The sequence below is a fragment of the Inquilinus sp. 2KB_23 genome (assembly GCF_052115705.1).
GTDB lineage: Bacteria > Pseudomonadota > Alphaproteobacteria > DSM-16000 > Inquilinaceae > Inquilinus > Inquilinus ginsengisoli_A.
On record NZ_JBFRHF010000020.1, the window covers coordinates 85,740 to 104,708 of the forward strand.

19 protein-coding genes are annotated in these 18,969 nt (G+C 69.1%); 13 read left to right on the plus strand and 6 right to left on the minus strand.

All coding sequences use genetic code 11. From position 1 onward, the window contains the following. Positions 1-97: 97 nt before the first annotated feature. The 3 genes from AB4112_RS23985 (at position 98) to AB4112_RS23995 (ending at position 2,321) form a co-directional block, all read left to right on the plus strand. The gene (locus AB4112_RS23985) at positions 98-718 is read left to right on the plus strand and encodes a DapH/DapD/GlmU-related protein (protein ID WP_309792332.1); all 621 of its coding nucleotides are present in this window, start codon (positions 98-100) and stop codon (positions 716-718) included. Positions 719-907: 189 nt separating this feature from the next. Then, a complete protein-coding gene (locus tag AB4112_RS23990) occupies positions 908-1,594 on the plus strand; it encodes a hypothetical protein (RefSeq protein ID WP_309792333.1) in 687 nt (228 codons plus the stop codon). Further along, the gene (locus tag AB4112_RS23995; protein WP_441723461.1) at positions 1,587-2,321 is read left to right on the plus strand and encodes a metallophosphoesterase family protein; all 735 of its coding nucleotides are present in this window, start codon (positions 1,587-1,589) and stop codon (positions 2,319-2,321) included. The genes AB4112_RS23990 and AB4112_RS23995 overlap by 8 nt, the downstream gene beginning before the upstream one ends. A 285-nt stretch (positions 2,322-2,606) precedes the next feature. Here AB4112_RS23995 and AB4112_RS24000 read toward each other — a convergent pair whose 3' ends face one another. Both AB4112_RS24000 and AB4112_RS24005 read right to left on the minus strand, forming a co-directional pair. After that, positions 2,607-3,119 carry a DUF882 domain-containing protein gene (locus AB4112_RS24000; RefSeq protein WP_309792336.1) on the minus strand — a complete coding sequence of 171 codons (513 nt, stop codon included), beginning with the start codon at positions 3,117-3,119 and terminating at the stop codon, positions 2,607-2,609. A 351-nt stretch (positions 3,120-3,470) separates the two neighbouring features. Continuing rightward, positions 3,471-5,162, minus strand: coding sequence for a L,D-transpeptidase family protein (locus AB4112_RS24005; RefSeq protein ID WP_441723463.1), 1,692 nt, complete (start codon positions 5,160-5,162; stop codon positions 3,471-3,473). A 198-nt stretch (positions 5,163-5,360) separates the two neighbouring features. Here AB4112_RS24005 and AB4112_RS24010 point away from each other — a divergent pair, with 198 nt between their 5' ends. Continuing rightward, positions 5,361-7,217: an ABCB family ABC transporter ATP-binding protein/permease gene (locus AB4112_RS24010; protein ID WP_309792338.1), complete on the plus strand. Its 1,857-nt coding sequence runs from the start codon at positions 5,361-5,363 to the stop codon at positions 7,215-7,217. Then, complete coding sequence (locus tag AB4112_RS24015) at positions 7,214-7,921, plus strand: DUF4241 domain-containing protein (protein ID WP_441723465.1); 708 nt, start codon at positions 7,214-7,216, stop codon at positions 7,919-7,921. The genes AB4112_RS24010 and AB4112_RS24015 overlap by 4 nt, the downstream gene beginning before the upstream one ends. Positions 7,922-7,937: 16 nt before the next feature. On the opposite strand, the gene AB4112_RS24020 is transcribed toward AB4112_RS24015, so the two are convergent. Next, the gene (locus AB4112_RS24020; RefSeq protein WP_441723466.1) at positions 7,938-9,242 is read right to left on the minus strand and encodes an MFS transporter; all 1,305 of its coding nucleotides are present in this window, start codon (positions 9,240-9,242) and stop codon (positions 7,938-7,940) included. Positions 9,243-9,360: 118 nt separating this feature from the next. After that, on the minus strand, positions 9,361-10,188 hold the full coding sequence (locus AB4112_RS24025; RefSeq protein ID WP_441723467.1) for a phytanoyl-CoA dioxygenase family protein: 828 nt from the start codon (positions 10,186-10,188) through the stop codon (positions 9,361-9,363). Positions 10,189-10,268: 80 nt separating this feature from the next. Here AB4112_RS24025 and AB4112_RS24030 point away from each other — a divergent pair, with 80 nt between their 5' ends. Further along, positions 10,269-11,069 (plus strand): IclR family transcriptional regulator, encoded by an 801-nt coding sequence (locus tag AB4112_RS24030; RefSeq protein WP_309792343.1) that lies wholly within the window; start codon positions 10,269-10,271, stop codon positions 11,067-11,069. Positions 11,070-11,078: 9 nt separating this feature from the next. Here the strand turns inward: AB4112_RS24030 and AB4112_RS24035 are convergent, their stop codons facing one another. Further along, positions 11,079-11,393: a metalloregulator ArsR/SmtB family transcription factor gene (locus tag AB4112_RS24035; RefSeq protein ID WP_309792344.1), complete on the minus strand. Its 315-nt coding sequence runs from the start codon at positions 11,391-11,393 to the stop codon at positions 11,079-11,081. A 140-nt stretch (positions 11,394-11,533) separates the two neighbouring features. On the opposite strand from AB4112_RS24035, the gene AB4112_RS24040 reads away from it, so the two are divergent. The 7 genes from AB4112_RS24040 (at position 11,534) to AB4112_RS24070 (ending at position 18,538) form a co-directional block, all read left to right on the plus strand. After that, a complete protein-coding gene (locus AB4112_RS24040) occupies positions 11,534-12,451 on the plus strand; it encodes an acyl-CoA desaturase (RefSeq protein ID WP_309792345.1) in 918 nt (305 codons plus the stop codon). Positions 12,452-12,478: 27 nt separating this feature from the next. Then, positions 12,479-12,868, plus strand: a complete 390-nt coding sequence (locus AB4112_RS24045) for a hypothetical protein (protein WP_309792347.1) — start codon at positions 12,479-12,481, stop codon at positions 12,866-12,868. 60 nt (positions 12,869-12,928) lie between these two features. Next, entirely contained in the window at positions 12,929-13,903 is a 975-nt protein-coding gene (gene meaB / locus AB4112_RS24050) for a methylmalonyl Co-A mutase-associated GTPase MeaB (RefSeq protein WP_441723468.1), read from the plus strand. 341 nt (positions 13,904-14,244) lie between these two features. Continuing rightward, positions 14,245-15,621, plus strand: a complete 1,377-nt coding sequence (locus tag AB4112_RS24055) for an FAD-containing oxidoreductase (protein WP_441723469.1) — start codon at positions 14,245-14,247, stop codon at positions 15,619-15,621. After that, positions 15,618-15,896 carry an acyl carrier protein gene (locus AB4112_RS24060; protein WP_309792350.1) on the plus strand — a complete coding sequence of 93 codons (279 nt, stop codon included), beginning with the start codon at positions 15,618-15,620 and terminating at the stop codon, positions 15,894-15,896. Before AB4112_RS24055 ends, AB4112_RS24060 begins: the two co-directional genes overlap by 4 nt. 146 nt (positions 15,897-16,042) lie before the next feature. Continuing rightward, a complete protein-coding gene (locus tag AB4112_RS24065; RefSeq protein ID WP_441723470.1) occupies positions 16,043-17,821 on the plus strand; it encodes a tetratricopeptide repeat protein in 1,779 nt (592 codons plus the stop codon). Between the two features lie 165 nt (positions 17,822-17,986). Beyond that, on the plus strand, positions 17,987-18,538 hold the full coding sequence (locus AB4112_RS24070) for a thioredoxin family protein (protein WP_309792353.1): 552 nt from the start codon (positions 17,987-17,989) through the stop codon (positions 18,536-18,538). A gap of 18 nt (positions 18,539-18,556) precedes the next feature. Here the strand turns inward: AB4112_RS24070 and AB4112_RS24075 are convergent, their stop codons facing one another. Then, complete coding sequence (locus AB4112_RS24075) at positions 18,557-18,925, minus strand: ArsC family reductase (protein ID WP_441723471.1); 369 nt, start codon at positions 18,923-18,925, stop codon at positions 18,557-18,559. Positions 18,926-18,969: the final 44 nt, after the last annotated feature.

Below are 18,969 nucleotides of genomic sequence, written 5' to 3' on the forward strand. Positions count from 1 at the left end.
AACCTCTTCGCGAATCGATGATTTCCCGGCCCGACGCCAATAGAACCGTCATCGAATTCGTCTAGACCACCGGATGAGATCCACTGGAGTCCGACCGATGAGCAGCAAGTCCCTGGGGCTGGAGCCCCTGATCCACCCGACCGCGCGGGTCAATGACAGCCGCCTGGGCATCTACACCGAGATCGGCGCCAACGCCGTGCTGGGCGAGGTCGAGCTCGGCGACTACAGCTACCTGATGGACGGCGCCATGGCCTGGTGCGTCGAGATCGGCAGGTTCTGCTCGATCGCCGCCTACACCCGCCTGAACGCGCCGAACCACCCGACCTGGCGGGCCACCCAGCACCATTTCACCTACCGCTCCTCCGCCTACGGGCTGGGCGAGGCCGACGACCAGGGCTTCTTCGACTGGCGCCGCGGCAACCGGGTCACGATCGGCCACGACGTCTGGATCGGCCATGGCGCGATCGTGCTGCCGGGGGTGACGGTCGGCACCGGTGCTGTGATCGGCGCCGGGTCGGTGGTGACCCGCGACGTGCCGGCCTACACCATCGTCGCCGGCAGCCCGGCCCGGCCGCTGCGGCGGCGGGTGACCGAGGCGGTCGAGGCCCGGCTGCTGGCCCTGGCCTGGTGGGACTGGCCGCATGACCGGCTGGGCACGGCGCTGGCCGATTTCCGGGCGCTGGAGGCCGAGGAATTCTGCCGCAAACACGGCGCCTAGCCGACCGGCACCGGATGCCCCTGCCCTTCATCGGAACCGATCGCGTGTCGCTCCGGTTGCTCCATCGTCCGCGATCGCCATGATCGCCACGATGAGGACCGGCCCATTCCCTCGATCATCGCCGCCGCCGCGCCGACCCCGCATGATCCCCAGGCCGAGGGGTTCTACACCGACGCCCTGCGCGAGCTGGTGGCGACCGGCCTGCCCTTCCTGCTGGCCGGCACCTACGCCGTCAGCGCCTACACCGGCATCTCGCGGCCGACCAAGGACCTCGACATCTTCTGCAAGGCCGGCGACAGCCCGCGCATCCTCGGCCATTTCCACGACCTCGGCCACGCCATCGAGATCGAGGACGAGCGCTGGCTTGGCAAAGTGCACAAGGGGTCACATTTCTTCGACGTGATCTACGCCTCCTCGAACGGCACCATGCCGGTCAACGACCAGTGGTTCGAGCACGCCCGCGAGATCGACGTGTTCGGCAGCACGGTGCGGATCGTCGCCCCGACCGAACTGATCTGGTCGAAGGCCTTCATCCAGATGCGCCACCGCTACGACGGCGCCGATGTCGTCCATGTCATCCTGAAGCAGCATGACCAGATCGATTGGCGGCGGCTGTTGGGCTACATGGAGCTGCATTGGGAGATGCTGCTGGTCCACCTGCTCAATTTCCGCTGGGTCTACCCGACCGAACGCGACCGGGTGCCGCGCTGGCTGATGGACGAGCTGATGGACCGGCTGCGCCACCAGCTCGACCTGCCGCAGCCGCAGATGAAGGTGTGCCGCGGCCGCATGCTGTCGCGGATCGACTACGCCACCGCGGTCGAGGATTGGGGCTTCGCCGATGTCGGCGGCGAGGGCGAGTGGCGCGATGAGTGAGGAAAAGGCCATGCCCGACCGGGAGAAGTTCACCGTCGCCGCGATCGGCGACATCCATGTCAAGGACACCTCCGACCCGCTGCGCGACCTGTTCGGCGAGATCGCGCAGGCGGCCGACGCGCTGGTGCTGTGCGGCGACCTGACCGACACCGGCACGCCGCGCCAGGCCGAACGGCTGGCGGAGGATCTGCGCGGCTGCCCGATCCCGGTGGTCGGCGTGCTGGGCAACCACGACTACGAAGGCGGCCAGGTCGACGAGGTAAAGACCATCCTGACCCAGGGCGGCATGCATCTCCTGGACGGCAGCTCCTGCGAGATCGACGGCGTCGGCTTCGTCGGGGTCAAGGGATTCGCGGGAGGATTCGGCAAGCGGATGCTCGGCTCCTTCGGCGAGCCCGAGACCAAGGATTTCGTCGCGGTGGCGGTGGGCGAGGCGATGCGGCTGGAGAACGCCATGCGCACGGTGAAGACGCAACGGTCGCTGGTGGTGCTGCACTATGCCCCGATCGCCGAGACCATCGAGGGCGAGCCGCTGGAGATCTACCCCTTCCTGGGGTCGTCGCGGCTGGCCGAGACGATCGACCGCTTCACGGTCAGCGCCGTGGTGCACGGCCACGCCCATCGCGGCGTCCATCAGGGTCACACCCCCGGGGGTGCGCCGGTCTACAACGTCGCCTGGGGGATCGAGAAGCCGAGCGGCAAGCCCTATGCGTTGCTGGAGCTGTGAGGGTGGGCGCGGTAATGCGGAGCCACCCCAAAAGCCGTCATTGGCAAACCCGCGGAGGCTCACCCCTAAATTGTCATTGCCCGGCTTGACCGGGCAATCCAGGGGCCACCAAGAACGGCTCTGGCCGCCCCTGGATGCCACGGTCAAGCCGTGGCATGACAATAGAAGTCGAGAGCCGAGGCCCAGCCTGCAACCCGAAGACCTCCACACACCCCAAACGAAAAGGGCCGCCAACGGCGACCCTCTTCACGTCGGATGGTGCTTCCGCCTTGCGGCGGCCGGGACCTACCAGGTGCGCACGTCGCCGGTGTCGACATGCACGAAGTTCGAGCGCGGGTAGTAGCCGACGCCGCCGGCGTCGAGCGCGACCGCGTTCGACCGCAGGCTCGCCAAGCTCATATTCGGCATGAAGATGTCGGCCGCCTGGCCCTGGATGTGCAGGGAGTTGCGCGCGACACCGCGGCTGCGCCGGGCCAGCATGGCGTTGGTCGCCCGGGATCGGTAGCCGCAGACCACATGGATCGGCTCGTTCGACCCGCCCCGGCGCTGCAGCGAATTGAGGATGTCCAGCAGCTTCGGGTCCATCACGCGGACCTCGTCCGAGCGCCAGTCGCGCAGGAAGTAGTTGAACTTGGCCAGGACGTCCGGGTTGTACCAGCCGTCGACCCAGTAGTCTTCCTTGATTTCGACCAGGTTGTGCGCGTCGTAGAGGTGTAGCGACCTTCGGTTGGTGGCGGCATAGGCTGAGAGTGGCGCGAGTGGCGTGACGGCAACGGCCGCAGCGGCCCCTGCCGACATTCTGAGGAATTGCCGTCTCTGCATCGTCCCCGCTGCTCCTAACATAACTACATGCGCGCCCAGCATTTCTGACGCTTTACACGCCTTTATTCGGCGCCGGACGTTCGATGAAGACCTTTCTGAGGCAGGACGAAGCGGGAATCAACCATTTCTTCATATGATTGCAAAGAAAAACTGTGCCATATCGGCAACATTGTTGTACATCTGTCGCACTTTTGGAACAGATGTAAGTAAAAAACGGAAAAATCCTAATATAAAACTTACATCACTGTGAAAACATCAAGATAAAATAAAAATCGGCGGCCGAATTACGGCCGCCCATCGGAGCAACGTCAGAGTCCAGTGTGGCGTTCAACGCGAGGATGCGAGTTGTTCGCGCTGGGTTTCGCGGGCCTTGAGTGCCTCGATGACCTTTGCGTCGATGCCGTAGACGTCGCCGCGGAACGCCATCTCGCCGGTCTGGTCGACCCATGCGGTCTGGTAGACGATGTAGAGCGGCATCGGAGTCGGCAGGTTGATTCGGGTGGTCGGGTTCCAGCTGCCCATCACCCGCGCCCGTCGTTCCGGCGACCAGTCGGGGGAGCCGTCGAGCAGGTAGTCCGCCAGCCAGATCGGATCCTGCAGGCGCACGCAGCCATGCGACAGGGCGCGGTCGGCCTTCTGGAAGAAGCTCTTCGACGGCGTGTCGTGGAGGTAGACGCTCCAGTTGTTCGCCATCATGAACTTGACCTTGCCCAGCGCGTTGCCCGGCCCCGGCTCCTGCCGGATGCGCAGGTTGCGCATGCCGCCGGCGCCGACGCCCTGCCAATCGACCGACCCGTCGCTCATCTCCCGGCCGCCGCTCCAGCTCGAGAACAGCTTGTAGTTGCGACTGGACAGATAGGTCGGGTCGTTGCGCAGCTTGGGCAGGTACTCCTTGCTCGCGATCGAGGGCGGCACGGTCCAGGTCGGGTTGAATTCGAGATAGGTCAACGCGCTGTTGAACATCGGCGTCGGCAGGTCGGGCTTGCCGACCACCACATCCATGGTCCGCACCAGCTTGCCGTCGGTGACGATGTCCATGGTGTAGGCGGCGAGGTTGACCATCAGGTAGTCGTCGCCGAGATCGTCCGGCAGCCAGCGCAGCCGCTCCATGCTGGCGATGATCTGGTTCATCCGGTCGGCGCCCTGCTTGTTCAGGGTGGCGATGGTGCCGCGGCCGAGGATGCCGTCGGGCTTCAGCCCGTGCTTGGTCTGGAACTGCTCCACCGCCGTCACCAGCACCGGGTCGTAGACCGGGCTCTGGTCGGTCGGGTCGCCGGCGAACTCGCCGGTCGCGGTCAGCCGGGCCCGCAGCACCGGCACGCGGTCGCTCGACTGCCCCGGCCGCAGGCTCTCGCCGGCCGGGATGGTCGGCCAGCCGGCATCCGCCAGCGCCTCATAGCCGCGCAACGCGCCCTTCAGCTGCTGGTACAGCGCATGCTTCGGCGCCAGCTCGACCAGGAACGCATCGGCGTCGGGCAGCATCGACGCGGCGGTGGCGAGGCCGGCGCGGTCGACCGGCTTCGGGGTGATGTCGAAATTCTTGTCGACGTCGCGCGGCACCAGCCGCCCGGAATGGACATCGGCGCCGTAGCGCATCACCGCGGCGCTGAGCAGGATCTCGGCCGCGACCACATCCTCGGCATCGCCGGAGCGGATCAGCCCCTGCAGCGCCTCGACATAGTAGTCGGACGGGCGCAGCCCCTCGTCGCCGGCCTTGGCCAGGCGGGCGACGATCGGGTCGACCCGCCGGTCCAGCCGGCCGTCCGTGTCGATCCACAACGGGAACCAGCCGCGCGCGGCGTAGAGGTCGCGCACGTCGCCGGCCTTCAGGATCACGCCGCCGACCGCGACCGTGTTGGCGGTGCCGATGGCGGCCTCGATCGCCAGGCGCGGGTCGGACAGGCCAGCGGCCGCCTGGGTGGGGGGCGCGGCCTGAACCAGGGCGGCCTGTGCCATGGTCGCCGGCAGGCCGGCCGAGCACAGCAGCAGGGACAAGAGGGGGACGGCGAGGCGGCGCATGATCAATTCTCCGGCGAACCTTAAATACCTAGCGCGGCAATCGGATAAGAGGAGCCCACTATGCGTAAATCGATCGTGAAAGTCACAGTACGTTGCCAATAAGCAACATAATCAAGCAATTTTATCCAACCTGGTCCGCGCTGTCCAGGGACGGCTTTGGCCTTCCCGCCCGGCCGGCGCCCGCCTAGGTTACGCAGCATGAACGCCGCCACACCCCCCTCCGTCCTCGATACGGCCAAGGGCCGTCACCCCTTGCGCTCGCTCGCGCCCTATCTCTGGCCGCCGGGCCAGTTGGAGATGCGGGCGCGGGTGGTGATCGCGGTGCTGCTGCTGATCGCGGCCAAGGTCGCCAGCGTCTACACCCCGATCTTCTACAAGGACGCGATCGACACCCTGTCGATGAAGGGCGGGCTGGCGCTGATGCTGCCGGTCGGCGCGATCCTGGCCTATGGCATGGCGCGGGTACTGAGCCTGGCCTTCGGCGAGCTGCGGGACGCGATCTTCGCCAAGGTGGCGCAGCGCGCCATCCGCCGCACCGGCCTGGCCACCTTCGAGCACCTGCACGGCCTGTCGCTGCGCTTCCATCTCGACCGCCAGACCGGCGGCCTGTCGCGGGCGATCGAACGCGGCAATGCGGCGATCGACACGCTGCTGCGCTTCATGCTGTTCAACATCTTGCCGACCCTGGTCGAGATCCTGTTCGTCGTCGCCGTGCTGTGGTGGATCCTCGACATCTGGTTCGCCCTGGTGACGTTGGTCACCGTCATCCTCTACGTCGCCTTCACCCTGATGGTGACGGAATGGCGGACCAAGTACCGCCGGCAGATGAACGAGACCGACCAGGAGGCCAACACCAAGGCGATCGACAGCCTGCTGAACTTCGAGACGGTCAAGTATTTCGGCAACGAGGCGCATGAGGCGCGGCGCTACGAGGCGTCGCTGATCCGGTACGAGCGCGCGGCGGTACGCAGCCAGGTCTCGCTGTCGCTGCTGAACATCGGCCAGGCCGCGATCATCGCCGCCGGGCTGACCGCCGTGATGTGGATGGCGGCCCAAGGCATCGTCGACGGCAAGCTGACGGTCGGCGACTTCGTGCTGGCCAACACCTATCTGATCCAGCTGTACCTGCCGCTGAACTTCTTCGGCTTCGTCTACCGCGAGGTGAAGCAGGCGCTGGTCGACATCGAGAAGATGTTCTCGCTGCTCGGCGTGCCGCCCGATGTGACGGATGCCCCCGGCGCCCCGCCGCTGGAGGTGCAGGGCGGCACGGTCAGCTTCACCGATGTCGAGTTCGGCTACGACCCGCGCCGGGTGATCCTGAAGGGGGTGACCTTCACCGTGCCGGCCGGCCACACCGTCGCCATCGTCGGTCCGACCGGCGCGGGCAAGTCGACCGTCAGCCGCCTGCTGTTCCGCTTCTACGACGTCACCGCCGGGTCGGTGCGGATCGACGGCCAGGACATCGGCGAGGTGACCCAGGCCAGCCTGCGCGCCGCCATCGGGATCGTGCCGCAGGACACCGTGCTGTTCAACGACACCATCCGCTACAACATCGCCTATGGCCGCCCGGGCGCGAGCGAGGAGGAGGTGGTGGCGGCGGCGCAGATGGCCCGCATCCACGAGTTCATCCTGCGCCTGCCCGACGGCTACGAGACCAAGGTCGGCGAGCGCGGGCTGAAGCTGTCCGGCGGCGAGAAGCAACGCGTCGCCATCGCCCGCACCATCCTGAAGGACCCGGCGATCCTGCTGTTCGACGAGGCGACCTCGGCGCTGGACACCAACACCGAGCGCGAGATCCAGGCCAATCTGCGCGAGGTCAGCCGCGGCAAGACCACGCTGGTGATCGCGCATCGCCTGTCGACCGTGATCGACGCCGACGAGATCATCGTGCTGGCGGACGGCCGCATCGCCGAACGCGGCAGCCACGCCGACCTGCTGGCCCAGGACGGCCGCTACGCCGAGATGTGGCGCCGGCAGCAGGAGGCGGCGGAGCGCGGCGAACTGGTGGCGCCCGACCGGCCGAACCGCGACCCGGTGACGGTCGAGGTCTCGTGACCGCAGGGCGCCTGATCCTGGCGCTGGGCATACTGATCGGACTCTGCGTCCCGGCCGCGGCGTCGCCGCTTCCCCGGTCGGTGGTGTTCGCGCGGGCCTTCGGCCCCGACTTCACGGTGACGGCCAAGGACGGCGCGACCCATCTCTCCGGCCTGGAGATCGGCCGCCTGGACGTGCCGAGCGGCCGCATCGTGGCTTGCGATCCCTTCGCCTGCGACGGCGCCGAAGCCTTCACCCGCAGCGTGCCGACCGGCACGTTCCCGGTCCAGCTGGCGATGGCCCGGCTGCCGGCCGGCGACCAGCGGGTGGCGTTCGCGCGCATCCTGTTCGCCGATCGGCCGGCGCTGCGCTGGACCATGGCGCTCCACCCCGGTCAGCACCCGAAGGATCTCAAGCCCGGCTATTTCTTCGGCTACGGGGTCGACACCGGCACCGGCGCATTCATGGATGCGAGCGTCCAGGCCCCCTATCTGGCAGAGACCGCGGACAGCGATCTCACCGCGGATCTGGTCGACGTCATGAACCGGGCCGAAGCGGAGAACCGGGGCGGGCTGCTCTACGCGACCGGCCCAGGCAATGTCGCCATGATCTCCTCCGGCTTCGGGGACGGCCTCTACCCATCGTATTTCGGCCTCGACAAGGCCGGCCGGGTGGTCGCGCTGGTCACCGATTTCGGCGTGGTGGAGTGGCGGGCCGGGAAGTAGCCGGCCGCTCCTTCCGTCACCGGCGCGGCAGGACCGCTCCCGCCAGGCGTTCGGGCATCAGGGTCGGTGCCGTGGCCGCCTTGGCCGGGCTGCGCACGAACACCGCGACCGACAGCGCGCCCAGGATGGCGATGGCGCCGGTCAGCACGAAGGCGCCGGCGAAGCTGCCGGTCCATTCGACGATGAAGCCGGTGACCGCCGGGGCGACGATGCCGGCGAGGTTGGCGATCAGGTGGACGAAGCCGCCGACGCTGCCGACCCGCCCCGGCTCCACCGTGTCCAGCACGATCGCCCAGTAGGTGTTGGCGGTCAGGTACATGAAGAAGACCGAGATCGCCATCAGCGCCACCACGGCGGCGACGCCCGTGACCACGCCCGCCAGAGCGACGCAGACCGCGGCGATGGCCAGGCTGCCGGCCAGGATCAGCTTGCGCGCGAACAGCGGGTTGCCGGTGCGCTTGTAGATGTGGTCGCAGACGAAGCCGCCCAGCACCATGCCGACGCAGCCGACCAGCCAGGGGATGGCGTTGACCACGCCCATCTTCTGGATGCTGAGGTGCTGGGCCGAGGTCAGGTAGCTGGGGAACCAGGACAGGAAGAAATAGAGGATGTAGGCGTAGCCGAAGAAGGCGAAGGCGGTGGCCAGGATGGCCGGCCGCCGGAGATAGGCCGAGAGCGGCAGCCGGGACAGCGCCGGGGCGTCGGCCCTCGCCTTCTCCACTGTCTCCTGCTCGCTGTCCTCGAGCCAGCGGTGCTGGTCCGGCCGGTCGGTGGCGAACAGCACCCAGCACGCCACCCAGGCCAGCCCGATCACGGCGATGACGATGAAGGAGATGCGCCAGCCCGCCATCACCGCGATGGTGCCGACCACCGGGCCGGCCAGGGCGGCGCCGATCGGCTGGCCGGCATTGGCGAGGCCGACGGCGCTGGCCTGCTCGTGGCGGGGGAACCAGTTGCTGACCACCTTGTTCGCGGTGGCGCTGAACGGCCCCTCGCCCATGCCGAAGATCACCCGCACCACCAGCAGGGCGGCGATGCTGGTGGCCGCCGCGGTCAGCCCGCAGAACACCGACCAGACCGTCATGGCCAGGGTGAACACGTTCTTCGGCCCGATCCGATCGGACGCCCAACCGCCGACGAAGCAGAACAGCGCGTAGCCGAAGAAGAAGCTGCTGAAGACGATGCCGAGGCGGGCGGGGTCGAGGTCGAGATCCTGGGCGATCAGCGGTGCCGCGATCGACAGCGCCGCCCGGTCGAGGTAGCTGATGCCGCCGCCGAGGAACAGCAGGAGGACGATGAACCACCGCAGGCGCGCGAACATGGCGTCCCTCCCCTATGGGACCGGCCGCTGCGGCCAGTCGCCTATGGTGCCGGCCTTGCTGGCCGGTCGGATTGCTTGCCCGTCCGCGCCCCGGACGGACGCAGACGGATCGGTGACGTCAGGCCGCCGGCGGCCGGTCGGTGCCGCGCATCAGGATCTGCTGGTGCGCGCCGGTGACCTGGGCGTGGAACGCCAACGCCGCCTCGGACAGGTCGGACTCGGGCCGCTGTTCCGGCGCGAAGTTGTGGAAGGCATCGACGCCGCGGACCAGCGTGGCGGTGTCGTGCGTGCCGACGACCTGGCGGACATGGGTCGGCAGGTAGCGGATGGCGAAGCCGATGCGGCGCTTGCCCGACGGGTTCGGATCCGAGCCATGGATCAGCCGGACATGGTGCAGCGACATCTCGCCGGGCTGCAGCACCAGCATGTGCGCCCGGTTCTCATCGACCTCGACCGCGATCTCCTGGCCGCGCGACAGCAGGTTGTTGGCGGCGAAGGTGTCGCGATGCGGCACCTGGTCCAGCAGGTGGCTGTCCGGGATCACCCGCATCGCCCCGTTTTCCGCCGTGCTTTCGGACAGCGCGACCCAGGCGGTGACGATGTCGGCGGGGTCGAGGCCCCAATAGGTCGAATCCTGGTGCCAAGAGACGTAGCCGGGATCGTGCGGCTCCTTGATGAAGAAGCTCGACCCCCAGGCCAGAATGTTGGGACCGATGATATCCTCGACCGCGTCGAGGATGCGGGGATGCCGGATCAGGTCGTCCAGCCAGGTGAACAGGAGATGGCTCTTGTGACGCAGCGGCCCCTTCAGCGCGCCATGTGCGGCCTCATGCGCCTCGAGCTGCCGGCGGGCCTCCGCCGCCTCCTTGGCCGAGAGCGCGCGGATCGGCGCGACATAGCCATGCTGCTGGTAGTGCGTCACCGAATCCGGGGACAGCATCTTCATGGCGGTTCCTCCGATGCCGGATACCTTGGCGGTATCCGAATTTCATTGGTGTCGTTATAATTTCAAATATGGAACGCCAGATGGACGACGAAGTCAACGCTGACGACAGGGGGGCCGACGACACCGCCCCCCGCCCCGGCGCGCCCGCGCTGGAGAAGGGGCTGGACCTGCTGGAGGCGCTGGCGGCCGAACCCGGCGGCATCACCCAGAAGCAGCTGGCGGCCCGCGTCGGCCGATCGGTCGGCGAGATCTTCCGCATGCTCGGGGTGCTGGAGCGGCGCGGCTATGTCGCCCGCAATCCGAAGACCGGCGAATACGGCCTGACCCTGCGGTTGTTCCAGCTCGGGACGCAGCACCCGCCGACCCGCCGGCTGCAGCAGGCGGCGCTGCCGGTGATGGAGGCGCTGGCCGCCCAGGTCGCGCTGGCCTGCCATCTCAGCATGGCCAGCGGCGAGCATTTCCTGATTGTCGCCCAGGCGGAGCCCGACCGGCCGATGGGCTGGACGGTGCGGCTCGGCGCCGTCTTCCCGCTGTCGACCCATCTGGTCTCGGCCCGCATCCTCACCGCCTTCCAGCGGGAGCCACGGCGCGGCGAGATGGTGCGGATCATGGCGCAGCGCGACGACCTGCCGGTCGACGACATCCTGGCCCGGCTGGAGGGCATCGCGGCGACCGGGCACGACGTGGCGCCGAGCGAGACGGCGCCCGGCCTGACCGACATGAGCGCGCCGATCCTGGATCCCTCCGGCCTCGCCGTCGCGGCGCTGAGCCTGCCCTACCTGCCGCAGCGCGGGAACACGGTGTCGCTGGCCGAGGCGCTGGCCGCGCTGCGCGAAGCGGCCGCGCGCATCTCGGAGCAGATCGGCGGCCCGGCCGGCTGAGGCGGTGCCTCAACCCTCCTGCTTGGCCTTGGCCAGCCGCGCGCTCTCGCGCTTCAGCGGACGGCTGACCGGGCAGACCTCCTGGACGAATCCGTTCAGCGTGTTGGCCAGGTTGTCCTGCAGCAGCCGGTAGTAGACGTACTGGCCGCGCTTCTCCCCGGCGATCAGCCCAGCCGCCTCGAGCACGCTGAGATGCTGCGAGATCGACGGCTTCGACATCTCGAAGCGCGAGGCGATCTCGCCGGCGCTGAGCTCGGCATGGGCGAGATAGGCCAGGATCTTGCGGCGGTGGACCGACGACAGGGCTTCGAAAACACGCTGCATGATGGTCCCGCCACAAGCTCGACACAGTAATTAAGTATTTAACTAACCATTGACAGCCGCGCCGCCTTCTAGTTAGGTAAATACCTAATTACCGAATTCGACGGCGCGACGCAACCGTTGCCGGGACGAAGGGGGCACCCATGGCCTGTCTCTCCACCCCGCGGATGATGGCCGATGCCGAAACCAGCGCAGTGCGCGGCCGGGTGGAATGGGCCCCGGCGCGGTCGCTGTGGACCGGCGGTATGACGGTCGCGGCGCTCGGCCTCGCCCCCTTCGCCACGAGTTGGAGCGCCGTGGCGCTGTTCGTCGCCACCACCGCCGTCACGATCTGCGCCGGCCATTCCGTCGGCATGCACCGGCTGCTGATCCATCGCAGCTTCGCGGCGCCGCTGTGGGTCGAGCACCTCATGGTCACTCTCGGCACGCTGGTCGGCATGGCCGGGCCGGTCGGCATGATGCGGCTGCACGATACCCGCGACTGGGCCCAGCGCCAGGCGGAGTGCCACGACCTGCACGCCCACCGTGCCGGCATGCTGCGCGACGCCTGGTGGCAGATGCATTGCCGGCTGGTGCTGGACCGCCCGCCCCGCTTCGCGCCGGAAGCCCATGTCGTCCAGAACCGGTTCTACCGCTTCCTGGAACGCAGTTGGATGCTGCAGCAGCTGCCCTGGGCCCTCCTGTTCTGGAGCATCGGCGGCCTGCCCTGGCTGGTCTGGGGCGTGCCGGTGCGGGTGGCGGTGTCGCTGACCGGCCACTGGCTGGTCGGACACTTCGCGCACCGCCGCGGTGACCAGGGCTGGCGCGTCGAGGGCGTGGCGGTGCAGGGCTACAACATCCGCCATTGCGGCCTGGTCACCTTCGGCGAGTCCTGGCACGGCAACCACCACGCCTTCCCGGACTCGGCCCGCCTCGGGCTCGAACCCGGCCAGGCCGATCCCGGCTGGTGGCTGCTGTGCGCCCTGGAGCGCTTGGGCCTGGTCTGGGACCTGAAGCAACCCGCCGACCTGCCGCCGCGGGCAGGGCTGCAGCGGGTGCGGCCGGCGCAAGCCGCGGGCTGACTGGGCTCCATGAGACAGGAGGAAACCATGCCCTGGATCGGGGCCACCCTTCTCGGCGCGCTCGTGCCCGCCGCTATCGTCTCGGTAGTGTTGGCGTGGCAGGAGTCTGCGGCCCTGTTGCTGCCGGCCTTAAGCTTCGCCTTCATTATCACGCTCGGCCATACCCTCATCCTCGGCCTGCCGGTGGCGCTTTTCTATCGCGCGAAGCGCTGGCATCGGCCCGAGTTGGCCGTCGCGACCGGATTCCTGATCGGAGTGGTCCCGGTCGGCGTGCTCGGCTGGCGGATACCCGTCTGGCCGGGATACCTTCTCATCCTTGTCCTGTTCGGAGGCCTCGGCGCATCCGGGGCGCTGGCGTTCTGGCTGACGCTGCGCCGGGCCGGCGTCCTGGATGGCGCCCCTGCGTCCTCTGAATAGGCACGCCCGGCCAAATCGCCTAGCCTTCCCAATGCAGAATCAGGCGCAAGGGACCCACGGGTGACGGCGGAGACGATCGATGGCATGGCGGCGCAGATCCGCGGCGGCGACCGCCGGACCCTGGCCCGCGCCATCACCCTGGTCGAGTCCCGCCGCAGCGACCATCGCGAGCGGGCCGAGGCGCTGCTCGAAGCTCTGGCGCCTGCTGCCGGCGGTGCGGTGCGGATCGGCATCTCCGGCCCGCCCGGCGTCGGCAAATCGACCTTCATCGAAGCCTTCGGCCTGCACCTGACCGGCCAGGGCCATCGCGTCGCGGTGCTGGCGGTCGATCCCTCGTCGCAACGCTCCGGCGGCTCGATCCTGGGCGACAAGACGCGGATGGAGCTGCTGACCCGCGACCCGGCCGCCTTCATCCGCCCCTCCCCGGCCGGCGCGACGCTGGGCGGGGTGGCGCGGCGGACGCGCGAATCCCTGCTGCTGTGCGAGGCCGCCGGCTATGACGTGGTGGTGGTCGAGACCGTCGGCGTCGGCCAGTCGGAGACCGCGGTGGCGCAGATGGTCGACGTGTTCCTGCTGCTGCTGATGCCCGGCGCCGGCGACGAGCTGCAGGGCATCAAGCGCGGCATCGTCGAGGTCGCCGACATCCTGGTGGTGAACAAGGCCGATGGCGACCAGAAGGGCGCCGCCAACCACGCCGCCGCCGAATACCGCCACGCTTTGGCGCTGCTGCGCGGCAGCGGCGGTTGGGCGCCGCCCGTGCTGCAATGCTCGGCGCTGGAGAACCGCGGCATCGACGCGGTGTGGGACATGATCGGCCGCTTCCGCGCCGAGATGGCCGAGGCCCTGGCCGTGCGCCGCGCCGACCAGGCCCGAGGCTGGCTGTGGCGCGAGCTGGGCGACGGGCTGCTCGACGCCCTGCGCGGCCATCCCGCCATCGCCGCGGCGCTGCCGGCGCTGGAGGCCGAGGTCGCCGCCGGCCGCCTGCTGCCGACTTTGGCCGCCCGGCGGCTGCTGGAGCGGTTCCTGGGGAGCTGACGGCCGGACCGTTCGATCGGTCGGGCCCGCGCGTTGCACGGACCCGACCGGATCGTCCTCAGGCCTTCTTCGACGGCGCGACGGCCACCGTGGTGCTGCCGGGCTTCGCCTTTTCGGGGGCGTTCTTCTTCGGCTTCTTGGCTTCCTTGTTCGATCGCATCTGACCTTTGGCCATAGCGTGTCTCCGACTCACTGTTCAAACCGCGCGTCATGATCGGACGGCCGGGGCAAACCGTAAAGGTTGAACTGATTCAGGGGATCCCGGGCGCCAATCCCGGGTCCAGCCCGACGACGCGATGCGCTATGCTGGCCCGGACCGAGACGGATGCCAGGAGGCGGCGATGACCACCCATGACGCGATCATCATCGGCACGGGCCAGGCTGGCCCCGCCCTGGCCGACCGGCTGAGCCGCGCCGGCCAGCGCGTCGCGGTCATCGAGCGCGGGCGCTTCGGCGGCACCTGCGTCAACACCGGCTGCATCCCGACCAAGACCATGGTCGCCAGCGCCTATGCCGCCCGCATGGCCCAGCGCGCCGCCGAATACGGCGTGGTGCTGTCCGGCCCGCCCGGCATCGACATGGTCAGGGTCAAGGCGCGCAAGGACGAGGTCTCCGGCCAGTCGCGCACCGGCGTCGAAGGCTGGATGCGCGGCCTGCAGAACGGCACCGTGATCCAGGGCCACGCCCGGCTGACCGGCCCGAACAGCGTGCAGGTCGGTGACGAGACCCTGACCGCCGACCGGATCTTCCTGAATGTCGGCGGCCGTGCCTTCGTGCCGCCGCTGCCGGGCCTCGACACCGTGCCGTATTTGACCAACAGCACGATGATGGACCTTGCCACCGTGCCGGAGCATCTGGTGATCGTCGGCGGCTCCTATATCGGGCTGGAGTTCGGCCAGATGTTCCGCCGCTTCGGCTCCCGGGTCACGATCATCGAGCAAGGCCCACGGCTGATCGGACGCGAGGACGAGGATGTCTCGACCGCCGTGGCCGGCTTCCTGGAGAAGGAAGGCATCGCGATCCGCACCAACGCCACCTGCATAAGCCTGGTGCGGCATGGCGACGGTGTGGCGGCGACGGTCGATTGCACCGCGGGCGCGCCTGTCGTCACCGGGTCGCATCTGCTGCTGGCGGTCGGGCGGCGGCCGAACACCGGCGACCTCGGGCTGGAGGCGGCCGGGGTGGCGACCGACGAGCGCGGCTACATCACGGTCGACGACCAGCTGCAGACCAGCGTGCCCGGCATCTGGGCGCTGGGCGACTGCAACGGCCGCGGCGCCTTCACCCACACCGCCTACAACGACTTCGAGATCGTCGCCGCCAACCTGCTGGACGGCGACACCCGCCGGCTGAGCGACCGCATCCCGGCCTACGCCCTGTACACCGACCCGCCGCTGGGCCGCGCCGGCATGACCGAGGCGGAGGCGCGGCGGGCCGGCCGGCACATCCTGGTGGCCAAGCGGCCGATGACCCGCGTCGGCCGCGCCGTCGAGAAGGGTGAGACCGAGGGCTTCATGAAGGTGGTGGTCGATGCCGGCAACCGGCAGATCCTGGGCGCCGCCATCCTGGGCACCGGCGGCGACGAGGTGGTGCACGGGCTCTTGGACCTGATGTACGCCAAGGCGCCCTACGACGTGCTGCAGCGGTCGATGCCGATCCACCCCACGGTCTCGGAGCTGCTGCCGACCCTGCTCGGTTCGCTGGAGCCGGCGGCGTGAGCGGCCGCGACCGGGTCGAGGCGGAGGTGATGCGGGCGCTGCGAGAGGCGCTGCCACGCGGCCGGCCGATCAGGCCGGGGGATCGGCTGATCGAGGATCTTGGGATCGATACCGATGCCGCCACCCGGCTGGCCTGGGATATCGAGACCGTCCTTGGCGTCGACCTGCCGCGCGACGACTACAAGGCCGTGCTGACGGTCGAGGCGCTGATCGACCTGGTCGACCGCCACTACGACCCGGCCACGGCGGACCCGAAGCACGGCTGGCACATGTGACGGGCGACGGCCCGCGGACCGATCCGGCCGGGCTCGTCCAGGTTCAGCCTTTTGGGTGAGCCGCGCCGCGGCTGGGACCGCTTTGCCGGCGTTGCACAAGCGGCGAGCACAGGCCAAGCTGAAGCAGTTGCCGGAGGCCAATGCCGATGCGCGCACCACGCCGGCTGACCGTCATCGTCTCGCTGGACGTTGTCGGCTTCACACGCCTTGTGCAGACGGACGAGCGCGCCACCCTGGCGGAGCTCGCAGCCATCCGCCGCGACCTGCTGAACGCGACGCTCGAAGCCCGCCACGGCCACATCTTCAAGACCATGGGCGACGGCGTGCTGATCGAGTTCTCCAGCATCGAGGACGCGGTCTGCTGGACGGTCGAGTTCCAGGAGGCGATGGCGGCACGCAACGCCCTGCAGCCTCGGCGGCCGATCCTGGTCCGGGCGGGGATCGCACTCGCCGACGTCTTCGTCTCGGGAAAGGAGCGGTTCGGCGCCGCCATCGCCTTTGTCGTCCGCCTGCAGGAGGTGTCGCCGCCTGGCGGGATCGCGATGACCCATTCCGTCCGCTGGCAGCTCGGCCGGGACCTGGCAGCGCCGTTCGTCCGCATGCTCAAGACGCTCAAGAGCTTCGAAGAGCCGATGGAGGTCTGGGTCTGGGCACCCGGTGGCGTGAAGGTCGAGGATTCCGACGCATCGGCGGAGCAAGGCACGGCCACCGAGGATGAGGAAGAGGACCTGCCCTCGATCGTGGTCCTGCCCTTCGACAACCTCTCGGGCGACCCCTCCGCGGCCGCGCTCGCCGACGGCACCGTCGAAGAGATCACCGCGACGCTCTCCTGCATCCGCGACTTCACGGTCATCGCCCGCAATTCGGCCTATGCCTATGCCGCCGAGGCGGGGCCGGCGGATCCGCATGAGGTCGCACGTGCGCTGGGGGTGCGATACCTGCTCAAGGGCAGCCTGCGGAAATCCGGCAAGCGGGTGCGGATCATGGCGCAGCTGATCGACGCGGCCAGCGGGCTGCATCTGTGGTCCGGTCGCTTCGACGGGGTCCTCGAGGACGTGTTCGACCTGCAGGATCGGATCGCGGAAGGCGTCGCCGGCGCGCTGCATCCCTCCATCCGCGCGGCGGAGATCACGCTGGCGCAGCGCAAGCGGCCAGACAGCCTCGCCGCGTATGATTTCGTGATGCGCGCCCTGCCGCATCTCTGGGCCCATCGCAAGGCCGAGAACATCGAGGCGATCCGGCACCTCGACGCGGCGCTGGCGCTGGACCCGGACTATGCCCGCGCGGCCGCCCTTGCCGCCTGGGCGCATGCGCAGCAGGTCACCTACAACTGGACCACGGATTTCGCGGCCGAGCGGGCGGAGGGCGGCCGCCTGATCGAACTGGCGGCAGAGAATGCCCATGATGACCCGACCGCGCTGAGCGCCCTGTCCACGGCGGTCATGCTGCTGTTCGGCGATGTCGAACGCGCCCGGCTGTTCGTCGAGGAGGCCTTGGCACTCGACCCCAACCATGCCTGGGCCTGGACCCGGCAGGGCTTCCTGCATGTCTATCGCGGCGACCCGGCGGCGGGCCGGCCCTGCTTCGAGCGCGCCATCCGCCTCAGCCCTCTCGACCCGTTCAGCTTCAACTGCTTCATCGGCCTGGGCCTCGCCGCCTTTGCGGAGGGGCGACCGGAGGAGGCCGCAGGCTGGACCCGGCGCGCCCTGCATCAGAAGCCGGCGGCGACCTGGATGTTCCGTGACCTCGCCGTCTTCCTCGCCCATGCCGGGCAGATTGACGCCGCGCGCGAGGCGCTGGCGAAGCTGACGGCGTCGCGCCCGGAACTCACCGTATCGACCGTGGCCGAAGCCCTGCACTACTTCGGACAGGATCTCCTCAGCCGCTATCTCGACGGCCTGCGCCGCGCCGGCCTGCCGGACTGATCCGGCGCCGCTGCCTGGACAATCCATCGCCCTGCGGCGGGTGCCGGAGGCCGAAGCCGCCCCTCTCTTGGCCCAAGGGACGACGCCCGGCATCTGCGCCTGGCGCTGACACCGGCCCCGGCCGCGGTCTAGACTGGGAGCTCGCCGAGCCCAGGAGGACGCGCCATGGCCACGCCCCCGCCCGTCAGGCCCGACACGCCAGCCCCGGATTTCCGGCTGCCGGCCACCGACGGCCGCACCTACACGCTGGACGACGTCGCCGGCCCGCGCGGCACGGTGATCGTCTTCCTGTGCAACCACTGCCCCTATGTGAAGGCGGTGATCGACCGGCTGGTCGCCGACGCCCGCGTGCTGCTGGCCGAGGGCATCGGCGTCGCCGCCATCTGCTCGAACGACGCGACCAGCCATCCGGAGGACGGCTTCGACCGGATGAAGGCCTTCGCCGCCGCGCACGGCTTCCCCTTCCCCTACCTGCATGACGAGGACCAGTCGGCGGCGCGGGCCTATGAGGCGATCTGCACCCCCGACTTCTTCGGCTACGACCGGTGGCGCGGGCTGAAGTACCGCGGCCGGCTGGACGAGGGCCGCACCACCCCGCCGCCGCCCGGCGCGCGGCGCGAACTGGTCGAGGCGATGCGCCGGATCGCCGAGACCGGCGAGGCGCCGGATGAGCAGCCGCCGTCGATGGGGTGCTCGATCAAGTGGAAGGCGGCGTGAGGCGAGATGCTTCCGGCGTCAGCGCCCGGCGCCGAGCGCTGCCTCATACTGCTCCGGCTTGAACCCCACCAGCAGCCGGCCGCCGAGGTCGAGCACCGGCCGCTTGATCATCGAGGGCTGGTCGAGCATCAGCGCGATCGCCTTGGCCTCGGTCAGCCCCTCCCGGGCCGCGTCCGGCAGCTTGCGGAAGGTGGTGCCGGCGCGGTTCAGCAGCACCTCCCAGCCGACCTGGCGGGCCCAACCCTCGAGCGTGGCGCGCTCGACGCCCATCGCCTTGTAGTCGTGGAAGGCGTAGGCAACGCCGTGGCTGTCGAGCCAGGCCCGCGCCTTCTTCATCGTGTCGCAGTTCTTGATGCCGTAGATCGTGACGGGGGCCGCTTTCGCCATGTCAGGTCCGCTCAGCTCATGCGTGTCGGGCAGACCATAAGGGC